Here is a 16,370-nt window from a genome sequence, read left to right on the forward strand (position 1 = left end):
ATTAAGGCATATTGAAACGGGATGGCCATATTCATAGTCCGTATTGTCCCCATGGCACTTCAGATCAATGGGTTGACTATGTAGAGACTGCTATTCAATGGGGATATGTAGAAATTTCATTTACGGAACATGCACCGCTACCACATGGATTTAAGGATCCTACACCACTTGCGGATAGTGCTATGAAACCTAAAAATTTACCAAAATATTTAAATGAATTAGAAAAAATAAAGCAGTTTTACAGAAAGAAAATAAAGATCAATGTGGGGCTTGAAGTCGATTATATTGAAGCGTATGAAAAGGAAACAAAAGATTTCTTAAATGAAGTAGGACCTCAGTTAGATGATGCCATATTATCGGTTCATTTCCTTAAAAAAGACTTACAATATTACTGTGTGGATTATAGTCCGAATGAATTTAGTAGCATGATCGATGTGTTTCAATCAGTGGATGAAATTTACCGTATATACTACGAGACGTTAAGGTGTTCTTTGTTTTCAGATTTAGGTGCTTATAAACCGAAACGGATCGGACATATGACACTGGTTAGAAAGTTCCATAAACGCTTTCCTCCAAAGCAACGATTTAAAAAAGATATACTTACGATTTTAGACATTATAAAGGAAAAGAATTACGAATTAGATTGGAATGGAGCCGGAACTGTGAAACCGCTATGCCAAGAATCTTATCCACCTAGCTGGGTTGCTGATGAGGCTAGGAAGCGCTCAATACCATTGGTATATGGGTCAGATGCTCATCGAGTGAAGGAGCTGAATCAAGGGAAAGAAATGGCTCGTTGAGGCTAAAGAAATACATACGAACTGGCGCTCGCGGTATCCAGCTTAACGCTTTCATTTAAATGGAGCTGTCTCATAAGTATTCAATCTACTTATGGGACAGCTCTTTTTAGTACCAAAATTTAATTTCCAAACAAGCACTGAGCAAGCCGATCTCGATGCGCAACTTTGGTAAGCCACGAAGTGAAAATCTGCGAGACGCTCAAAAGCGCTTTCGACTTCTACAGATGGTTAAATCGAAAGTTTTCGTCCTTTTTCACGCCAAAGAAGGTGAGTTAACGGATGCTTCTTCCAGTAGAAGGGGACAATCATCACATTTACTACAATCGCATGAAATGATGGATGTTCTGTTTTATATAGTGGAAAGAAACCCTTGATTTGTTCCCATTGTTCGTCTGTCACTTCGTAACGGTGTCTGCTCGTGTACGCAATCTCCTCTGGGTACATTCTCCCTCAGAAGATATCATATTTTTAATTTTCATACATAGCATGATATTTTAAAAATAACTACAAAGACTAACATACAATGGTTAGATATCTTCGATCTTGGGTCTTTATTGCCTAAAATTTTAAAAAACTGCACCACAGCTGTTTGTCCAGAATAATATATTGTATGAAACTCGTCTCTTTCTATTAGACATGGATTATAGCCAATCATTACTATTATAAGTAGGAGGAATTTTAGGAATGAAAAAAAGTGGACACGGTGCAGCTAAAAAGAAAAAAAGAAAAACAAATCAGTATTTTTTTGATAATTCGAACAAGAAACAAAGAAGGAAGAAATATACAATATTTACACCCCGATTAGGTAGAGTGGCTAGAAAGAAAATGCATCCCAAATTAAAAGTATATAACAACAGTCAACTTGGCAAAAATAAGAAAATAGGGAAAGGTGATAAAAAACAAAATATTAATAATGAAAACAAAATGAGATGGTTTGGCTATGGTCAAATAGGTATGCCAAAATACGATATTATAGTTGTGGGTAAGCATAATAAACCGAAAATTAAACTCATTCAAAATATCCATATAGGAAAACTTAGATATATGCAAGATGAATTTTTTGATGTGAACTATAATGCTTAAATGAAGATATATGCTCAGGTCCCTTTTGGGAAAGTCTCATTTAAAATATCGTATAAGTGATGTTGATAAGAATAGGTGTTGTCGTCAGATAATGCCTATTCTTATCAGCTTTAACGGTTCACATAATCGGATGCTTTATATCATTACAAATCTTGCTCCACCTTGCGGCCAGGATAAAATAATTTCTCTACCGGGGCGCTATCTTCCTTGGCTGTAATGGTTTCGGGTTCGAGTGCAAAGACAATCGTTTTACTACCCATAGACGATCGATATCGTTCTACATGTGATGATGAGAGAGGATTTGAGAAATATTTCGGGACATATTTATCCAACATGGCTTGTAATACCGCGGTAGACTCCGTTATCGTGGTGACCTGCCGAATGTGGCCAAACACCATAACGCTAAAGTAAGCTGTACCGATATGAGCAGGTATGGAACTTACAACCGTACCTTGTTCTGCCATAACCGTGAAGCATAAGTTTAGCGGTTTTTGGAGTGCATCAAATTTACGACCTGCTTCACTACCGTGAAAGTAAATCTTTTCATCTTTCCATACATAATTCAGTGGGACGACATAGGTGCCAGCTGTATCGACAAGACCGAGACAGCCGGTACGCGCCTTCGTGAGTAACGCCTCAATTTGTCTGGGGTCATGAACTCGCTTATTGGCTCTTCGTACAGGTTTCTCTTCCGATTGTGATAGAAGTTGCTGAAATGGACATGTAGCATGAGATTGCATATTTACGTCTCCTTCGGTTCCATGTTCTGCTAAAATGAAGTAGCATGACAATGGAGATAAATTTTTAAGATTATAGGGAGAAAATGTGGTTATGTCAATCCCCTTTATACATGTGAATCGTTCTTCGTCTACACCCTTGCCTGAACAAGTCGCCAATCAAATTGAAGCAGCTATCCGTACTGAGCGCTTGCGATCGGGGCAGTCTTTACCGACGGTACGTGAGCTAGCTGAAATGTTACAGGTAAGTCGCGAAACGGTGCAAAAAGCATATCGCCGCCTTCAGCAACAAGAATGGATACAAAGCTCCCCGCGGATGGGGACAACGGTACTAGGTCATATAGCAAATCAGAAGGAGATGTCCGTGCCTTTTCCACCTTCAAAGGAGAAAAAAGCACGTCTAAGTGAAATGCGGGCAAACCTGTCACGCACAGGGGTGTTTCCCATTTCTGGCTTATCCTTACCACCTGATCCATCTGTCTTGCAGATTATGAAAGAAGTAGCTCCACAAGCTGTTGAAGCAGCATTGTGTGAGGGGGAAGATGGCCCCTTTGGTTTACTTGCTCTACGCTCCCACATACAGGGATTACTCATGGCGCGTGCCATCTATAGTAGAATGGAGCAAATTTGTATTGTGAATGGAACACAACAAGCGATCTCATTGATTGCCAGATGGTTAAAAAGTAATAAGAAAACCACTGTTGCTGTACCGCAAATGTGCTATATCCCCATCAAGGAAGCATTTGTAGAAGCCGGGCTTAAAGTGATCCCGATTCGTCATCAGATGAGTGGCATGGATGTAGATCACTTACAAGAAGTACTTGAAACAGAAAACGTTGATGTTCTGTTTTGTATGCCAAATGGACATTACCCCACGGGTGGGTCGTGGAGTTTAGAAGAAAAAGAACGCGTGCTCGACCTCGCTATCACACACGGCTTGGTTTTATTAGAAGATGAATATTTTGGTGAGTTGTATCTGACTGAGATTCCGCCTATGACTTTAAAAGCCTTGTCGCATGGTAGGGAAGAAGAGATTACCATTTTTTATTTTTGTTCATTTACGAACTTGTTTCATCTTAATCTACGCGTGGGTTATGTAGTCGTTCCTCAGACGCTTATCGAAGTGTTTGAAAAGGCAAAATACCTACTTGATCGAACAACCTCACTTGTTGGACAGCAATTATTAATTTACTACTGGAAACAGGTAGATGTTGCCGAGCAACTCGCGCTTAGACGTCAGCATATCCGAAATGCCTTAGCAGAGACGATCACGAGTTTGAACCATTGGTTACCCAAAGCCTACTCATTTGCCCCGCCACAAATGGGGACATGTATGTGGGTTTATGCACCGTCTACATTTGATGGATGGGACTTTTTTGAACGGTGCCTGCAAGAAAATGTATTCGTTATGCCTGATTTCGCTTTTTCGGTGGATCAAGTGTTATCTGGTTTTCAAGTAAATTATAGTTATACGTCAGCTACGATGATGGATGAAGCGATCAAGCGAGCAAGTCGGATTTTAAGCACGATGAAATAAGGAGAGTGGGATATGAGAGTCGTCATTGGAGCGGGAAATCTTGAATTTGCCATGCAAAATAATCCGGGTTGGATCTATACCCAAGAGCATGAATTGAACCTCTTACAGGATAAAGACTGGGCGAATCGCTTCACACACAATTCCCTTGAAATGATTTTGGCTGAGCATGTATGGGAGCATTTAAGTTACGACGAGGGAGTGACAGCAGCACGAATATGTCGTCCCTATCTAAAGGAAAATGGACGGATACGCTGTGCGGTGCCAGATGGATATTTTCCTGATCCAGTATATCAGAGAGGCGTTCAAGTAGGAGGGCCAGGACCACAAGATCATCCAGCTGCATCTCATAAGATTGTACATAACTATCAATCGATCAAAAAGATGTTTGAAGAGGCGGGCTATCAAGTCGATCTACTCGAATATTGTGATGAGGAAGGCGAGTTTCATTATCATCCCTGGAATGCTTCTGATGGTCTCATTTACCGTTCCAAACGCTTTGATCATCGTAATCGAGCTGGGGATTTGGGTTTTGTCTCTCTAATTGTAGATGCATGGAAGGGATCACTTTATTGTGATTAAGTGGTTAGTAAGCTAAACATACTGAAAGAATATATACTATGTTTCACTTAATCTTATTTTTTAATCAGGTGAAGTAGAATCTCCACCTGATTCCCCTAATGTTTCAACCTAGACGGAAACGAGTTCACAGATCATGCTATATATTCATCTCCATTACCGTTTTAAGGAAATCTTGTTTCACTGTTTTAAATCCTAGTTTTTTGTACAGAGAGATGGCTCGTGTATTTACAATATCGACTTGAAGCTGTATCGTTCGAATACCTTGTTTTTTCAGATTCACCAGTAACTTTTTAAAAAAAAGAGATCCAATTCCTTTGCTTTGATAACGCTCATCCATTACAGCGAATTTTATGAATATACTTTCTTTATTTTTAATCAAGCCGATATATCCGATCACTTTTCCGCTTGGACCTTCAAGAACAAGATGATCTGTACATACATTTAGATTTTTAACACAAGCGTTGTAATCGTCAAATCGACCATCATAATTGGTGATGTTTTTTTTGAGTAATTGAATAATAAAAGGGTCATCTTTCTCTCTTATGCGTGGGCGAAACTTAAAAGAGGACTTTAATAACTTGGAATTCATTATATATTTACTTCCAATAAAGAAATGGTCACATCAACCATTCTGGTTCCATGTTGATTACTTAGTTTCGCACTTGCAATTGAACTGCTATAGCCTCCACCACCACCGCCATTGAATGACATTGAGAGTTGATTATTATTAAAGCAAATCTCTAAAAATAGAACTTCACTATTGTAGCCTCTAGTGGCACTTCCAATACTATTATTAAATACGCTACGTACTTTTATTGCCTCACTAGGTACAAGTCTAACAAATCTTCTAGTTTCAATATCGATGAGAAAAATTCGATTATTAATCTCTGTAGCTAAAACCCTTCTAACAATACATCTTTGATTCTGTATTTGCCCTCCCATGCTTCCACCCCATTCGTATAGCATAAGTTAAATCTTTTTATCTTATGAATATGAATTTTGGCATGATTGTGCATACGACGATGTAGTGATGTCTAAAAGTAATGATCTCATTTCAGCACTACTGTTGAGATTTGATTAAATCGGGGCATAAAACAATTTAGTTCAGAATAGATTCAAATGTATTTTAAATTTCTTTAAATGGGGTATCCATATGGAAAATAGGTATTGTACATTAGTGATTTCTCCTCAAAGTGATATTGATCTATATCATGAGTATGATTCTCAAAAAATCATTGATGAATATACCTTTCTTTTATATCGAATCAGTACGATCCTCTCTAAAAATAGTACGATTCGATTAGTGCTTGCTATACCTGCGGTCACGCTTTCTTATTTTGCGCTCCCCTCTTTTCAAAGAATTTGCAAAGCATACATGCGATCAAAAGAGAATAAAGAATGGGAATTGTACTTACACGGCTTACAAGAAGAGCATTACGATATGCTGGCGTGGATTAAGTATTTAAAATATCTTTATCAGATTGAAGTAATCCCTGCGATTCAAATGCCAACTTTTTACACATATATAGATGATGAAACGTTTCTCCGCTTTAGTAAACCATTCCTTCAATGTAGAATGCAACTGGCAATTGACACCTATCAGCGTACAATGGGAGAAAATCTAAAGGGACTCATGTTATCCGGAGTTGAATATAAACCTGAATTCAATTCCATAATTTATCAAACAGGGCTTCAATACATTGTGATCGATCAGCAAGTGATGGATTGGACAACATCCTCATCGATTCGCATTGATCATCACTACACGGTTTGGTATAAGAATTTAGAGAAAAAAAGATTGGATCGATTAAATGATTCTCCAAAAACGCTGTCCCCTTTATTCATCAAACACTTCCCGATAGAAACTTTGAGTAAATCCGATATAGAGGTTTTTATTGAAAATCATGAAGTAAATCAATTTCAACCAGTTTTTTTATCGGAATATATCGAAAAAAAATATAATAGCAAGCTAGTCGATATATTATCTGAAAAATCAAGCAACGACCAAATTCATCGATTGAAGACCAATGACCGAGAAGATGTAATGATGGAATTCATTCATCAACAAAAACCGAGATTGCGGGTTGTATTTTTATGTTGGGAATACCCCCCACTGGTGGTAGGCGGATTATCTGTCGCAGTAAATGGTTTAGCAGTTCATATGGCTAAACAAGGTATTGAAGTTCATGTCGTTACAAGTAGGGTAGAGTCAACCCCAAAGTATGAACTCTTAGATGGGGTACATATCCATCGGGTAGGAAAGTATATTGACCAAGTTGGGGGTGCATTTTTTGATTGGACTGTTCATTTAAACTTGGAAATGGTTAATGAAGTGGATTGTTTGATATCAGGGGGTCTTCAGTTTGACTTAATCCATGCCCATGATTGGTTGGTTTATTTTGCGGCAAAATACCTCAAGCAAGTTTATGATACTCCAATCATTTACAGCTTTCATGGGCTACAAGCACCAAGAAATAAAGCTGCACAAGTTACTGAATTTGATAAAATACATGAGATCGAGATCAAATCGTCTCAAATGGCTGACCGAGTGATTACAGTCAGTTACTCTATGAAAGACGATCTTCAGCGTTTACTGGGCTTATCTAGTGAGAAGATAAATGTGATTTCAAATGGGATACAGGTTCCTGAAAATCCTATAGCTCCTACTCAGTTGCTAGAAAAAGCATATGTGTCTGTTGATGAGAAAATGGTTCTATTTATTGGTCGATTGGTTATTGAAAAAGGAGTTCACATACTATTGGAAGCTGCAAAAATCGTCCTGCAAAAATATCCTAAGGTTAAATTTGTTATAGCGGGCGACGGATATTTGCGCAATGTGTTAGAAGAAAAAGCAAGAGAACTTAGGGTTATGGAACATGTCGTATTTACTGGAATTGTAGACCGTAAGAAGCGGGATCACCTATATCAACTTGCCGATATTTGTGTGTTTCCTAGTCTATATGAACCTTTTGGGATTGTGGCATTAGAAGCTATGTCATATCAAACCCCCGTTATTGTTTCTGATACAGGTGGATTGAGTGAAATTATTACCCATCGAAAAAATGGATTGCGAATAAAGAGCGGGGATATCGAGTCTTTGGCATCCCAGATCATTTGGTGTCTCGAAAATGCGACTTCAGTAAATCAAATGGTTGAAATCGCATATGAGGAATTATCAATAAAATATAATTGGAACACGATTGCTAAAGAAACCATTTCGGTATACAACGAAGTATGTGACTCACTTACCTCATTCAAATGAGAAAAATTTCAATGAAAAACGACTGCTCGTTATCTATACATTAATCTTTTGTATGTCGCATTTGAGCAAGTTCTACAATGTGTTGGTCACCCCAATCCATCATTTGCTGAATGATAGGCGTAAGCGTTTGACCAAATGGTGTAAGGGAGTACTCCACTTTGGGAGGGACTTGCTTATAAACTTCACGATGTATAATGCCATCCCGTTCCAATTCACGCAATTGCAAAGTAAGCATCCGTTGTGTGATTTCAGGAATGAGTCGGCGAAATTCATTGAACCGGCGCGTCTCCTCCAATAGATGATAAATAATGATACTCTTCCATTTCCCACCGATGACAGAAATGGTTAACTCGACAGGGCAAGAATAACCATACGACTTTATCATAGTTCGATTCTTAGTGTAGTCTACCAACTGTCTCCCTCCTTAGTATAAAAAATGTAACTATAACACAAAAAAGTGCGTACTATTTTACCTGTATTGTACACGCTATAATCATATTAAACAATATATTGAGTTGCTTATAGATGTGGAAATGGGGAGATATCATGAGAATGACCAAAGAAGAGAAGAAACAGCAAATTATCGAGGCGTTTCACTTTAGACATGCAAGCAAAGCGTTTGAACCAACTAAAATCATCCCTAAAGAAGATTTTGATTTTATCTTAGAGACAGGACGCCTATCTCCTAGCTCTTTTGGGTTTGAACCATGGAAATTATTCGTGATTCAAAATCCAGTGTTACGTGAAAAACTAAAGCCAGTTGTATGGGGAGGACAAGGTACGATTCCAACAGCGAGCCATCTCGTTCTCATTTTGTCACGTACAGTTGAGGATATGCATTATGATGCACCGTATATCCAATATATGAATCACGAAGTGCATCAGTTTCCGCATGAAGTGGAGCAACTTAGATATCAGGCCTATAAGAAATTTCAGGAGCACGATTTTCATTTACTTGAGAGTGAGCGTGCAGTGTTTGATTGGGCTAGTAAACAAACCTACATTGCACTGGGTAATATGATGACGGCTGCAGCGCAAATTGGGATTGATTCTTGTCCGATGGAAGGATTCGACAAAGTCGCTACTGAGGAGATTCTACGGGAAGAGGGGATCCTCACAGGAAATCGCTATGGATTGGCTACCATCGTTGCCTTTGGTTATCGTGTGAAAGAACCTAGACCGAAAACCAGACAATCGATCGAGCAAATCGTGGACTGGGTTGAGTAAGTAGGAGTATGAACCTGCGGTGTACTTTAATGAGCCGCAGGTTTTATTGATTGATTTACCGGAAAACCATTTCTGAGAGAGAAGAGGAGTGAATATAGTGATGTATTAGTAGTGTTTTGAATGAATAGACAATATATAAGGGCTTAAAGGTGGTTATAGTAGTTGTATTTGTGCTTTAAAGATGATAATTAAACGATTTAATTTATTAAAAAAGCTTGACTATTATATATATAATAGGATAGTGTAAATATACACTTTAGTAAATATTTATTTAAAAAATGAAGGGGTGTAATGATATGAAATGGGGAAAAATTTTTTCAGTTGTAGTCGCAACAGCTTTAGTAGCTCCTTTAGCTTCGCCTACAGCATTGGCAGTAGATAATGCGAAGAGTAAGCAACATAAGCAAAATCAAAAAGCATCAAAAATATCTCATAATTCAAAAGGGAAAGACAAAATCTCTTGGGATAAAGAGAATGGTGTTCCTTCTTTTATAAGTGGAGAAATCTCTTCCAAAAAAGTAAAGGGATCCAAGGAAGCAAAGGATGTCATAAAAGAAAATGAAGATTTGTTTCAAATTGATGAGGTTAGCTCAGAACTAAAATTGATTGAAGAGTCGAATAAGAGAACAGGTGGAAAAAAATTCATCTATCAGCAAGTTTATAACGACATTCCTGTTTTTGGACATAAGTTGATTTTACATACCGATAAAGCCGGGAAAACAACTTCGATTAATGGGGATTTTAACCCAAAAGTAAAAGGTAAGAAATTGAACACAAAGGCAAAATACTCTGCTAAGCAAGCGATTCAGAAAGGGAAAGAAGTATTAGGAGTAGCTAATGCCAAGGAGTTTCTAATTGAAGAGGCTGCGCCTTACATTTACAAAGACTTGAAAGGCAAATATCATTTTGTCCACGCTGTGACTCTGTCCACACTTGAGGGAGGACCTAAATATTTTGATATATTTATTGATGCCCGTAATTTAAAAGTCGTAGACAAAATCGATAAAACAATGGGTGCACATGCAGAAGGGTCAGGAGTCGACCTTCATGGAAAAACTGTAAAAGTAAATGCTTTTGAAAGTTCAGGAACTTTCTATTTATATGACACTACCAAACCGATGTACACAGGTAACTCTGGTGTTATCGCAACTTATACGGCAAATCAAACCGGTAATGTTCCTGGGACGTTATTAACGGATAGTAATAATTACTGGACACACAATGCGGCGGTAAGTGCTCATGTGAACTCAGGTATTGTATATGATTACTATTATAACAAATTTGGTCGTAATTCTTACGATGGTGTTGGTGGGAATATGATCTCTTCCGTTAATTTTTCAGACCCATATTGCCCTGACAATGCATTTTGGTTAGGAACACAAATGGCTTATTGTGATGCAGGGAATATGATTGCCACACCAGCAGCATTAGACGTTGTAGGACATGAAATTACACATGGGGTAATCGACCGCACTGCTGACTTATTTTATTATGGCGAATCAGGTGCATTAAATGAGTCTTGGTCAGACGTGATGGGGAATCTCATCGAAAATAAAAGTGACAATAACTGGTTACTAGGTGAAGATTTAGGACGAGCTTTCCGCTCGATGTCAAACCCTACAGCATATGGACACCCTGCACATATGGATGATTTTCTAGAGACAACAGCAGATAAGGGTGGCGTTCATTCTAACTCATCGATCCCTAATAAAGCATTTTACAACTTTGTAACTTCCTCTGGAGTAACGAGAGATGAAGCGGCAAACGTATGGTACGATGCTTTAACAGATGGGTATCTAACAGAGTATTCCACATTTGTAGATGCGGTTAACGGAACGATTGCAGCGGCTGAGCAAAGATTTGGTTCTAACTCTACAGAAGTAAGAGCACTTACCAATGCATGGGCAAGTGTAGGATTAAGTGGTAACGGCAGTGTTGGAACTTCAGGAGATAGCTTCGAATCTAACGATACGATTGGGGCTGCCTATGGACCTATTACATCCGGAAAAACGTATAATGGAACCATTCATACAGGTTCAGATGTAGACTGGTTCAAGTTTACGAAAAATAACAGTGGAAGTCTTTCGATTACACTATCCAGCTTACCTGATGACTATGATCTCTACCTGTATAATTCCTCAGGAACACAATTACGGATTTCCGACAATGGAAGTACAAACTCTGAATCTATTTCTTATAGTTCTTTAGCTTCAGGAACCTACTACATTGCGGTAGTTGGCTATGATGGTGCAAATAGCTCACAATCCTACGCACTAAAAGCAACATTCTAATAAGCATATAATCTGACGAAATGGCTACGCGCTTTGGGTAGCCATTTCGTTTTCCTTTATCTGATGAGAGGGTAATCTCCTGAAATGCGTTTACTTCCCGATAAGGTGACTTAATTTTTTATGGATTTTCTCCGCTTCGCTCGCACCAGATGCCGCAGCTCCTTGATATCCGCCACCTGGACGTGTCCATGCACCTACCAATGAGAGTTGATCGAGTGGTGTTTTTCTTGCCAGTCGATGTAACCCAGACTGTTCAACTGTCTGGGCGAATCCATAAACAGCACCAGCAGGGTTTTTGGTATACTTCTGCATGGTTCTAGGCGTGCCTAACTCTAGCACCTCGATAGAACGGGTGATCCCTGGATAATGAGCTTCGAGTTGACTGAGCAAATACTGGGTGACTTCTTCTTTCCGCTTTTTATAAGCTGCTTTGTCTTCCGGCCAGTTTTCAATGAAGTCGATGAATGCCGTTACAATAACCGGTTTTCCATTCGGGCTTAGTTCAGGGTCTAGTTTATAGTAGTTTGTAATTCCAAAATTGGCTTTTTGATAATCACCATTCTTTAAGTATTGATAATCTTTACTGGGATCTTTTTCTTTTACAAACACAATATCTTCGTCCACCAAATGATACTTCGCAGGATCTTCCTTTAAACCGAGATAAAGCTGTGTAACAGAGGGGCCAATCTCTAATTTTTCATAACCTTCACGATAAGATGTGTCAATTTCCTCTTCACGCATTAACTTGGAAAATGTCATGTGTGGAGAAGCATTCGAGATGATCCACTTTCCTTCAAATATCTCCCCTTTTTTCGTCTTAATGCCAGTTGCTCTGCCATCCGCTACGATAATTTCTGTCACTTCATGACGTAAGTAAACTTTACCCCCATGCTCTTGGATAACCGCAGTTAAAGCATCCGCAATGGCTTGCGCGCCACCCTTTATATAATACGTACCTTCGAGATGATAACCTAACCAAGGCACAAAAAAGTAATGGGCGGACAGTTTTTGCGGAGGAAGACCATAGTATGGCCATAATAAGGTGAAAAATGAGATCAACTCTTCATCCTTTACATACTGCTTCATCACTTCAGCAGTTGTCATCTGGGACCATTGAATAAACAAAGGGGCTTTGATGAGAGATTGTTCTTGTTTCTCTAATTTAGGGATGGATGCATCTTGTAGAAATTGCATTTCTTTGTTGAAGGCATATAAATCAGCAAATAATTGGGTTAGGCTCTCTTTTTCCTGAGGGAATAAGTCTTGCAACAGTGCTAAATAATCTTCAGGATTTTGGGGGATCGTAATCTTTTTTCCTTCCCATACAACGGTATAAGGATGTTCTTTGGTTACCGGGGTAATTCGATTCATGATGCCACACTTTGAAAAAATTTCATAACAGATTTCGCCTTCGTTTAGACTCCCCATAGCATGTAGGGAAACATCAAACTCATACTTGCCTGGTCGAGGAAAATTGGTCGCATAACCACCCGGACGTACATGGTGCTCAAAAACGGCTACTTGATGACCTAGTTTAGATAATCGGGCAGCCGCACACAACCCGCCAATACCCGCACCAACCACTAATACATCATAACTGGACATATTTATCTTCCTCCTCATGTATCAACAAGATATATATCTTCATGGTATAATAGTATCGAAAAGATTTAAAAATGTCAAAATATAAAAGTCGTGCTATACTAAAGGGATTCCTGGACAAGTAAAGTGAGGGTAGAAAGATGTCGAGAGAAAATAAAACCATGTATACATTGTTAGGGTTGCTGATGTATGCCCCTTTAACCGGTTATCAAATCAAAAGAACGATTGAAAGTAGCATTAAGCATTTTTGGCAAGAAAGTTATGGACAAATCTATCCCACGCTAAAAAAACTAGTTGAGCTGGAATTTGCTGTCTTTCATATCGAAAAAGTAGAGGGGAAACCGGATCGCAAAGTGTATGCGATTACGGAACAGGGAAAAGCCGAATTTATAAATTGGCTAGAGAGACCCATTGAAAAAATACCGATTCACAAAAACGAGCTACTGCTTAAGATTTTTTATGGGCAACACCTCGATGTGAAACACAATATCACACAAATCGTACAATACCAGCAAAAAATGAAAGATATACTAGATTCGCTTAATGTGACGGAGCATTTCCTCATGACAAAGCGGAAAGATGACCCCCACTTTGATTATTGGATGATGACATTATCCCATGGGCAGTACATCGTCGAGGCTACCATACAGTGGTGCGAAGAAAGTATAGAGAAACTAGAGCGGAAACAAGCTTGATGGATATGAGAAAAGGAGCATGTCTCGTCAATACAAGACTGTGCTCCTTTTCCGTAACAATTTGTGCTTGTGTAAAAGAATTTGGATATCTATTCCATTATCTATTGTCAAAAAAGGGTGTAAATGAAGCGTGTACGTACTTACCTGTTTGGAATGAATAACTTTCCCTCTATGGTTATAACCGCTGATCCACCGACTTGAATGATGGGCTCCGAATGATGAGGATCTTTTGTAATGGTTACATTTAAGGTGCCCGGTCGTCCAGCCTTATGTCCTTGCGCGATCTGAAGTTGTTGAACCGGTTTTGGAGCAAGAATCTTCTCCGAAAACAGGTATCCTGCCAATGCCCCATTAGCCGCACCTGTAACTGGATCTTCTGGAATACCAACTGCTGGAGCAAAGTCACGCGTATATAAATCATATCCTTCTTCTTCGGTTTCAAAAGTAAATAGGTGTGTCGTGATCGCTTTTTGGGATACATTTAACTTCTGAAGTTCCTCCATCTGTGGTTTAGCGGAGTCAATATCTCTTTGTGACTTGATGGGAACAATTAAATGCCAGTTCCCTGTATAAGCTAATCTTAGCGGATAACGTTGATCCAGAGCCTTAGTGGAAATGCCTAGTATTTGAGCCATTTGGTCGGATTCCAACTGAACCTTCTTTATTTTTGGAGAAATTTGAGTCATCGTTACCGCAGTTAATTTTTCTTTTTCTTTAGATAATGCTACGGGAACGGTACCGATATTCGTTTCTAATCGAATTGTGTTTGCTCTATCTTTCCATCCGTATTTCGTAGCTAACAACCATGAAAGCGCAACTGTAGCATGACCACAAAAATCAACTTCTTCTGTAGGTGTAAAATATCGAACACGGAAATCGCATTCAGCTGAGTTCGTTGGAAAGAGAAATGCGGTTTCAGAAAGATTAAGCTCTCTAGCTATCTTTTTCATTTCTATTTCGGTCAATGATTCTGCTTCGGGTACAACACCCGCTGGGTTTCCACCGAAGGGAACGGTCGTAAAAGCATCTACATGATAAACTGGAATCATTTTCATGATGTATGATCACCCTTCTTCTTTGAAGTGTTATATCACTATCAAAAAACATACTTTTATTTTACTATATATTCATCGCTTGGGGTATATCATTCCTTCATAATCACCATGGATGCATACGATGGAACCAATTTGAACGAAAGAAATATCCTACCGATCATTTCTGCTTTTGATCAGGCTCCCCCTTACAGTATGTATGACGGCGTGTTCGTAAATGAAGATGTCCATCACGATTATGAAGATGCCATAGCCTCAGCTGTTCCTTCTTTCTTTCTACGACTTTGCAAACCGCTACGCGTAAATAGAACCGATAGGAGTGTCACGAGCAAAATAAGCATCCCCATTCCTATGCTGCCGATTCGTGCACCAATGGTTAATCCGGCTGCACCAAAAAGCTTTCCAAAGTGGAGGATAAAGCCATTTACAGCTAAATAAGCGCCTCTTTGAGAAGGGTCAATGATATCAGCTAATAAACTTTGTCTGGCGGGGACAAATAGGAGTTCACCAAATGTGTAAAGTGCCACAGCCAAAATGATGCCCGGTAAAAAATTGGAAAAGCTAAGATAAGCAAAGCTAATTCCAAATAGTGTAAATCCTGTATACAGGAGCGTTTCACGTGGTTTGCCTTTGAACTTCTTCGTCACCCATGCAATAAAACCAAGGATCAATAGGGTATTTAATCCGATGATCAAGCCATACACTTTAATCCCATCGAGTGCGAATTGAAAATTAAATATCGAAACGGGTGTAGTCGTAAATTCTTTTTCTATGCGGACAGAGATAAAATTATATAATTGAGGCTCAATCGAAGCGATTGCAATACCGCCTATTGTAAATAGCAGAAAAGGAGTGTCCTTCATGACCGAGGTATAGTGTCTAAAGAGGGCATTCCATCCAAATAATCCAATTTTTTTTGTTTTTTTAGGATTGATTTGGAACGTATCGTCGATCTTTATGCTCGTTAACCATAAAGTGAGCAGTGATAAAGCAAATATTCCGATGATCATGTAGAGATAATAATTTTCAAATAATAAGATGGCAATCAACATACCTGTCACCATACCTAAATTAATCGCCCAGTAGTTTAATGAAAAAATATAACTTCTATCTTCTGGTTTGCTGGCATCAATCAGCATGGCTTCAGACGCTGGTGCAATTAATCCCGTACATATTTGATTAAGGACAACCATGAAATAGGTGATGATAGGAGATGCAAATAATGGTGTACTCACCATCAACAATCCAAAAAAGGCGAACACGTTGATCGTTTCACCTATAACCATCGTCTTTTTTCGACCGATCGAATCGGTCAGTTGTCCACCGTAAATACTGGAAATGAACAAGAGAACAAACATCAGGATTAATAACATACCAGCCACTTCTTCACCAAAGTGATCAGATAAGTAAATTGCCATAAAAGGCATTAGCATCGCATGAACAAAGCGGGTAAGAAATGTGATCGTTAGGCGTATCCGAATATTCGGATGAAGTTGTTTCAACAT

16 protein-coding genes are annotated in these 16,370 nt (G+C 38.8%); 8 read left to right on the forward strand and 8 right to left on the reverse strand.

Translation table 11 applies throughout. The features are described from left to right. Positions 1 to 11: 11 nt before the first annotated feature. Entirely contained in the window at positions 12 to 800 is a 789-nt protein-coding gene (gene hisJ / locus IC619_RS11585; protein ID WP_191140305.1) for a histidinol-phosphatase HisJ, read from the forward strand. A 228-nt stretch (positions 801 to 1,028) separates the two neighbouring features. Here hisJ and IC619_RS11590 read toward each other — a convergent pair whose 3' ends face one another. Beyond that, positions 1,029 to 1,244 carry a hypothetical protein gene (locus tag IC619_RS11590; protein ID WP_191140304.1) on the reverse strand — a complete coding sequence of 72 codons (216 nt, stop codon included), beginning with the start codon at positions 1,242 to 1,244 and terminating at the stop codon, positions 1,029 to 1,031. A 240-nt stretch (positions 1,245 to 1,484) separates the two neighbouring features. Between IC619_RS11590 and IC619_RS11595 the strand changes: the two genes are divergently transcribed. Continuing rightward, positions 1,485 to 1,883: a hypothetical protein gene (locus tag IC619_RS11595; protein ID WP_191140303.1), complete on the forward strand. Its 399-nt coding sequence runs from the start codon at positions 1,485 to 1,487 to the stop codon at positions 1,881 to 1,883. A gap of 143 nt (positions 1,884 to 2,026) precedes the next feature. Here the strand turns inward: IC619_RS11595 and IC619_RS11600 are convergent, their stop codons facing one another. Continuing rightward, complete coding sequence (locus IC619_RS11600) at positions 2,027 to 2,623, reverse strand: pyridoxamine 5'-phosphate oxidase family protein (RefSeq protein ID WP_191140302.1); 597 nt, start codon at positions 2,621 to 2,623, stop codon at positions 2,027 to 2,029. A gap of 91 nt (positions 2,624 to 2,714) precedes the next feature. On the opposite strand from IC619_RS11600, the gene IC619_RS11605 reads away from it, so the two are divergent. Further along, positions 2,715 to 4,157 carry an aminotransferase-like domain-containing protein gene (locus IC619_RS11605; protein WP_191140301.1) on the forward strand — a complete coding sequence of 481 codons (1,443 nt, stop codon included), beginning with the start codon at positions 2,715 to 2,717 and terminating at the stop codon, positions 4,155 to 4,157. 12 nt (positions 4,158 to 4,169) lie between these two features. After that, positions 4,170 to 4,736 (forward strand): class I SAM-dependent methyltransferase, encoded by a 567-nt coding sequence (locus IC619_RS11610; protein ID WP_191140300.1) that lies wholly within the window; start codon positions 4,170 to 4,172, stop codon positions 4,734 to 4,736. Positions 4,737 to 4,872: 136 nt separating this feature from the next. On the opposite strand, the gene IC619_RS11615 is transcribed toward IC619_RS11610, so the two are convergent. After that, positions 4,873 to 5,325, reverse strand: coding sequence for a GNAT family N-acetyltransferase (locus IC619_RS11615; RefSeq protein WP_191140299.1), 453 nt, complete (start codon positions 5,323 to 5,325; stop codon positions 4,873 to 4,875). Then, positions 5,325 to 5,678, reverse strand: coding sequence for a hypothetical protein (locus tag IC619_RS11620; protein WP_191140298.1), 354 nt, complete (start codon positions 5,676 to 5,678; stop codon positions 5,325 to 5,327). Before IC619_RS11620 ends, IC619_RS11615 begins: the two co-directional genes overlap by 1 nt. 211 nt (positions 5,679 to 5,889) lie before the next feature. Between IC619_RS11620 and IC619_RS11625 the strand changes: the two genes are divergently transcribed. After that, positions 5,890 to 7,998, forward strand: a complete 2,109-nt coding sequence (locus IC619_RS11625) for a glycosyltransferase family 4 protein (RefSeq protein ID WP_191140297.1) — start codon at positions 5,890 to 5,892, stop codon at positions 7,996 to 7,998. Positions 7,999 to 8,038: 40 nt separating this feature from the next. On the opposite strand, the gene IC619_RS11630 is transcribed toward IC619_RS11625, so the two are convergent. After that, complete coding sequence (locus IC619_RS11630) at positions 8,039 to 8,383, reverse strand: winged helix-turn-helix transcriptional regulator (protein ID WP_191140397.1); 345 nt, start codon at positions 8,381 to 8,383, stop codon at positions 8,039 to 8,041. A gap of 161 nt (positions 8,384 to 8,544) precedes the next feature. Here IC619_RS11630 and IC619_RS11635 point away from each other — a divergent pair, with 161 nt between their 5' ends. Both IC619_RS11635 and IC619_RS11640 read left to right on the forward strand, forming a co-directional pair. Further along, positions 8,545 to 9,225 carry an NAD(P)H-dependent oxidoreductase gene (locus IC619_RS11635; protein WP_191140296.1) on the forward strand — a complete coding sequence of 227 codons (681 nt, stop codon included), beginning with the start codon at positions 8,545 to 8,547 and terminating at the stop codon, positions 9,223 to 9,225. Between the two features lie 296 nt (positions 9,226 to 9,521). After that, positions 9,522 to 11,516 carry a M4 family metallopeptidase gene (locus IC619_RS11640; RefSeq protein ID WP_191140295.1) on the forward strand — a complete coding sequence of 665 codons (1,995 nt, stop codon included), beginning with the start codon at positions 9,522 to 9,524 and terminating at the stop codon, positions 11,514 to 11,516. 90 nt (positions 11,517 to 11,606) lie between these two features. Here IC619_RS11640 and IC619_RS11645 read toward each other — a convergent pair whose 3' ends face one another. Beyond that, positions 11,607 to 13,139, reverse strand: a complete 1,533-nt coding sequence (locus tag IC619_RS11645; RefSeq protein ID WP_305037763.1) for a phytoene desaturase family protein — start codon at positions 13,137 to 13,139, stop codon at positions 11,607 to 11,609. Between the two features lie 119 nt (positions 13,140 to 13,258). Here IC619_RS11645 and IC619_RS11650 point away from each other — a divergent pair, with 119 nt between their 5' ends. Beyond that, positions 13,259 to 13,813 carry a PadR family transcriptional regulator gene (locus IC619_RS11650; RefSeq protein ID WP_191140293.1) on the forward strand — a complete coding sequence of 185 codons (555 nt, stop codon included), beginning with the start codon at positions 13,259 to 13,261 and terminating at the stop codon, positions 13,811 to 13,813. A 140-nt stretch (positions 13,814 to 13,953) separates the two neighbouring features. On the opposite strand, the gene IC619_RS11655 is transcribed toward IC619_RS11650, so the two are convergent. Together IC619_RS11655 and IC619_RS11660 are read right to left on the reverse strand one after the other, a co-directional pair. Then, on the reverse strand, positions 13,954 to 14,868 hold the full coding sequence (locus IC619_RS11655) for a PhzF family phenazine biosynthesis protein (protein ID WP_191140292.1): 915 nt from the start codon (positions 14,866 to 14,868) through the stop codon (positions 13,954 to 13,956). A 233-nt stretch (positions 14,869 to 15,101) separates the two neighbouring features. After that, complete coding sequence (locus tag IC619_RS11660; RefSeq protein ID WP_191140291.1) at positions 15,102 to 16,370, reverse strand: MDR family MFS transporter; 1,269 nt, start codon at positions 16,368 to 16,370, stop codon at positions 15,102 to 15,104.

Source organism: Polycladospora coralii, assembly GCF_014773435.2.
GTDB lineage: Bacteria > Bacillota > Bacilli > Thermoactinomycetales > Thermoactinomycetaceae > Polycladospora > Polycladospora coralii.

Excerpts from the sequence above, each read along its gene's own strand:
- IC619_RS11590 (WP_191140304.1), bottom strand. The coding sequence starts at position 1,244 with ATGTACCCAGAGGAGATTGCGTACACGAGCAGACACCGTTACGAAGTG.
- IC619_RS11595 (WP_191140303.1), top strand. The coding sequence starts at position 1,485 with ATGAAAAAAAGTGGACACGGTGCAGCTAAAAAGAAAAAAAGAAAAACA.
- IC619_RS11600 (WP_191140302.1), bottom strand. The coding sequence starts at position 2,623 with ATGCAATCTCATGCTACATGTCCATTTCAGCAACTTCTATCACAATCG.
- IC619_RS11605 (WP_191140301.1), top strand. The coding sequence starts at position 2,715 with ATGTCAATCCCCTTTATACATGTGAATCGTTCTTCGTCTACACCCTTG.
- IC619_RS11610 (WP_191140300.1), top strand. The coding sequence starts at position 4,170 with ATGAGAGTCGTCATTGGAGCGGGAAATCTTGAATTTGCCATGCAAAAT.
- IC619_RS11615 (WP_191140299.1), bottom strand. The coding sequence starts at position 5,325 with ATGAATTCCAAGTTATTAAAGTCCTCTTTTAAGTTTCGCCCACGCATA.
- IC619_RS11620 (WP_191140298.1), bottom strand. The coding sequence starts at position 5,678 with ATGGGAGGGCAAATACAGAATCAAAGATGTATTGTTAGAAGGGTTTTA.
- IC619_RS11625 (WP_191140297.1), top strand. The coding sequence starts at position 5,890 with ATGGAAAATAGGTATTGTACATTAGTGATTTCTCCTCAAAGTGATATT.
- IC619_RS11630 (WP_191140397.1), bottom strand. The coding sequence starts at position 8,383 with ATGATAAAGTCGTATGGTTATTCTTGCCCTGTCGAGTTAACCATTTCT.
- IC619_RS11635 (WP_191140296.1), top strand. The coding sequence starts at position 8,545 with ATGAGAATGACCAAAGAAGAGAAGAAACAGCAAATTATCGAGGCGTTT.
- IC619_RS11640 (WP_191140295.1), top strand. The coding sequence starts at position 9,522 with ATGAAATGGGGAAAAATTTTTTCAGTTGTAGTCGCAACAGCTTTAGTA.
- IC619_RS11645 (WP_305037763.1), bottom strand. The coding sequence starts at position 13,139 with ATGAGGAGGAAGATAAATATGTCCAGTTATGATGTATTAGTGGTTGGT.
- IC619_RS11650 (WP_191140293.1), top strand. The coding sequence starts at position 13,259 with ATGTCGAGAGAAAATAAAACCATGTATACATTGTTAGGGTTGCTGATG.
- IC619_RS11655 (WP_191140292.1), bottom strand. The coding sequence starts at position 14,868 with ATGAAAATGATTCCAGTTTATCATGTAGATGCTTTTACGACCGTTCCC.
- IC619_RS11660 (WP_191140291.1), bottom strand. The coding sequence starts at position 16,370 with ATGTTGAAACAACTTCATCCGAATATTCGGATACGCCTAACGATCACA.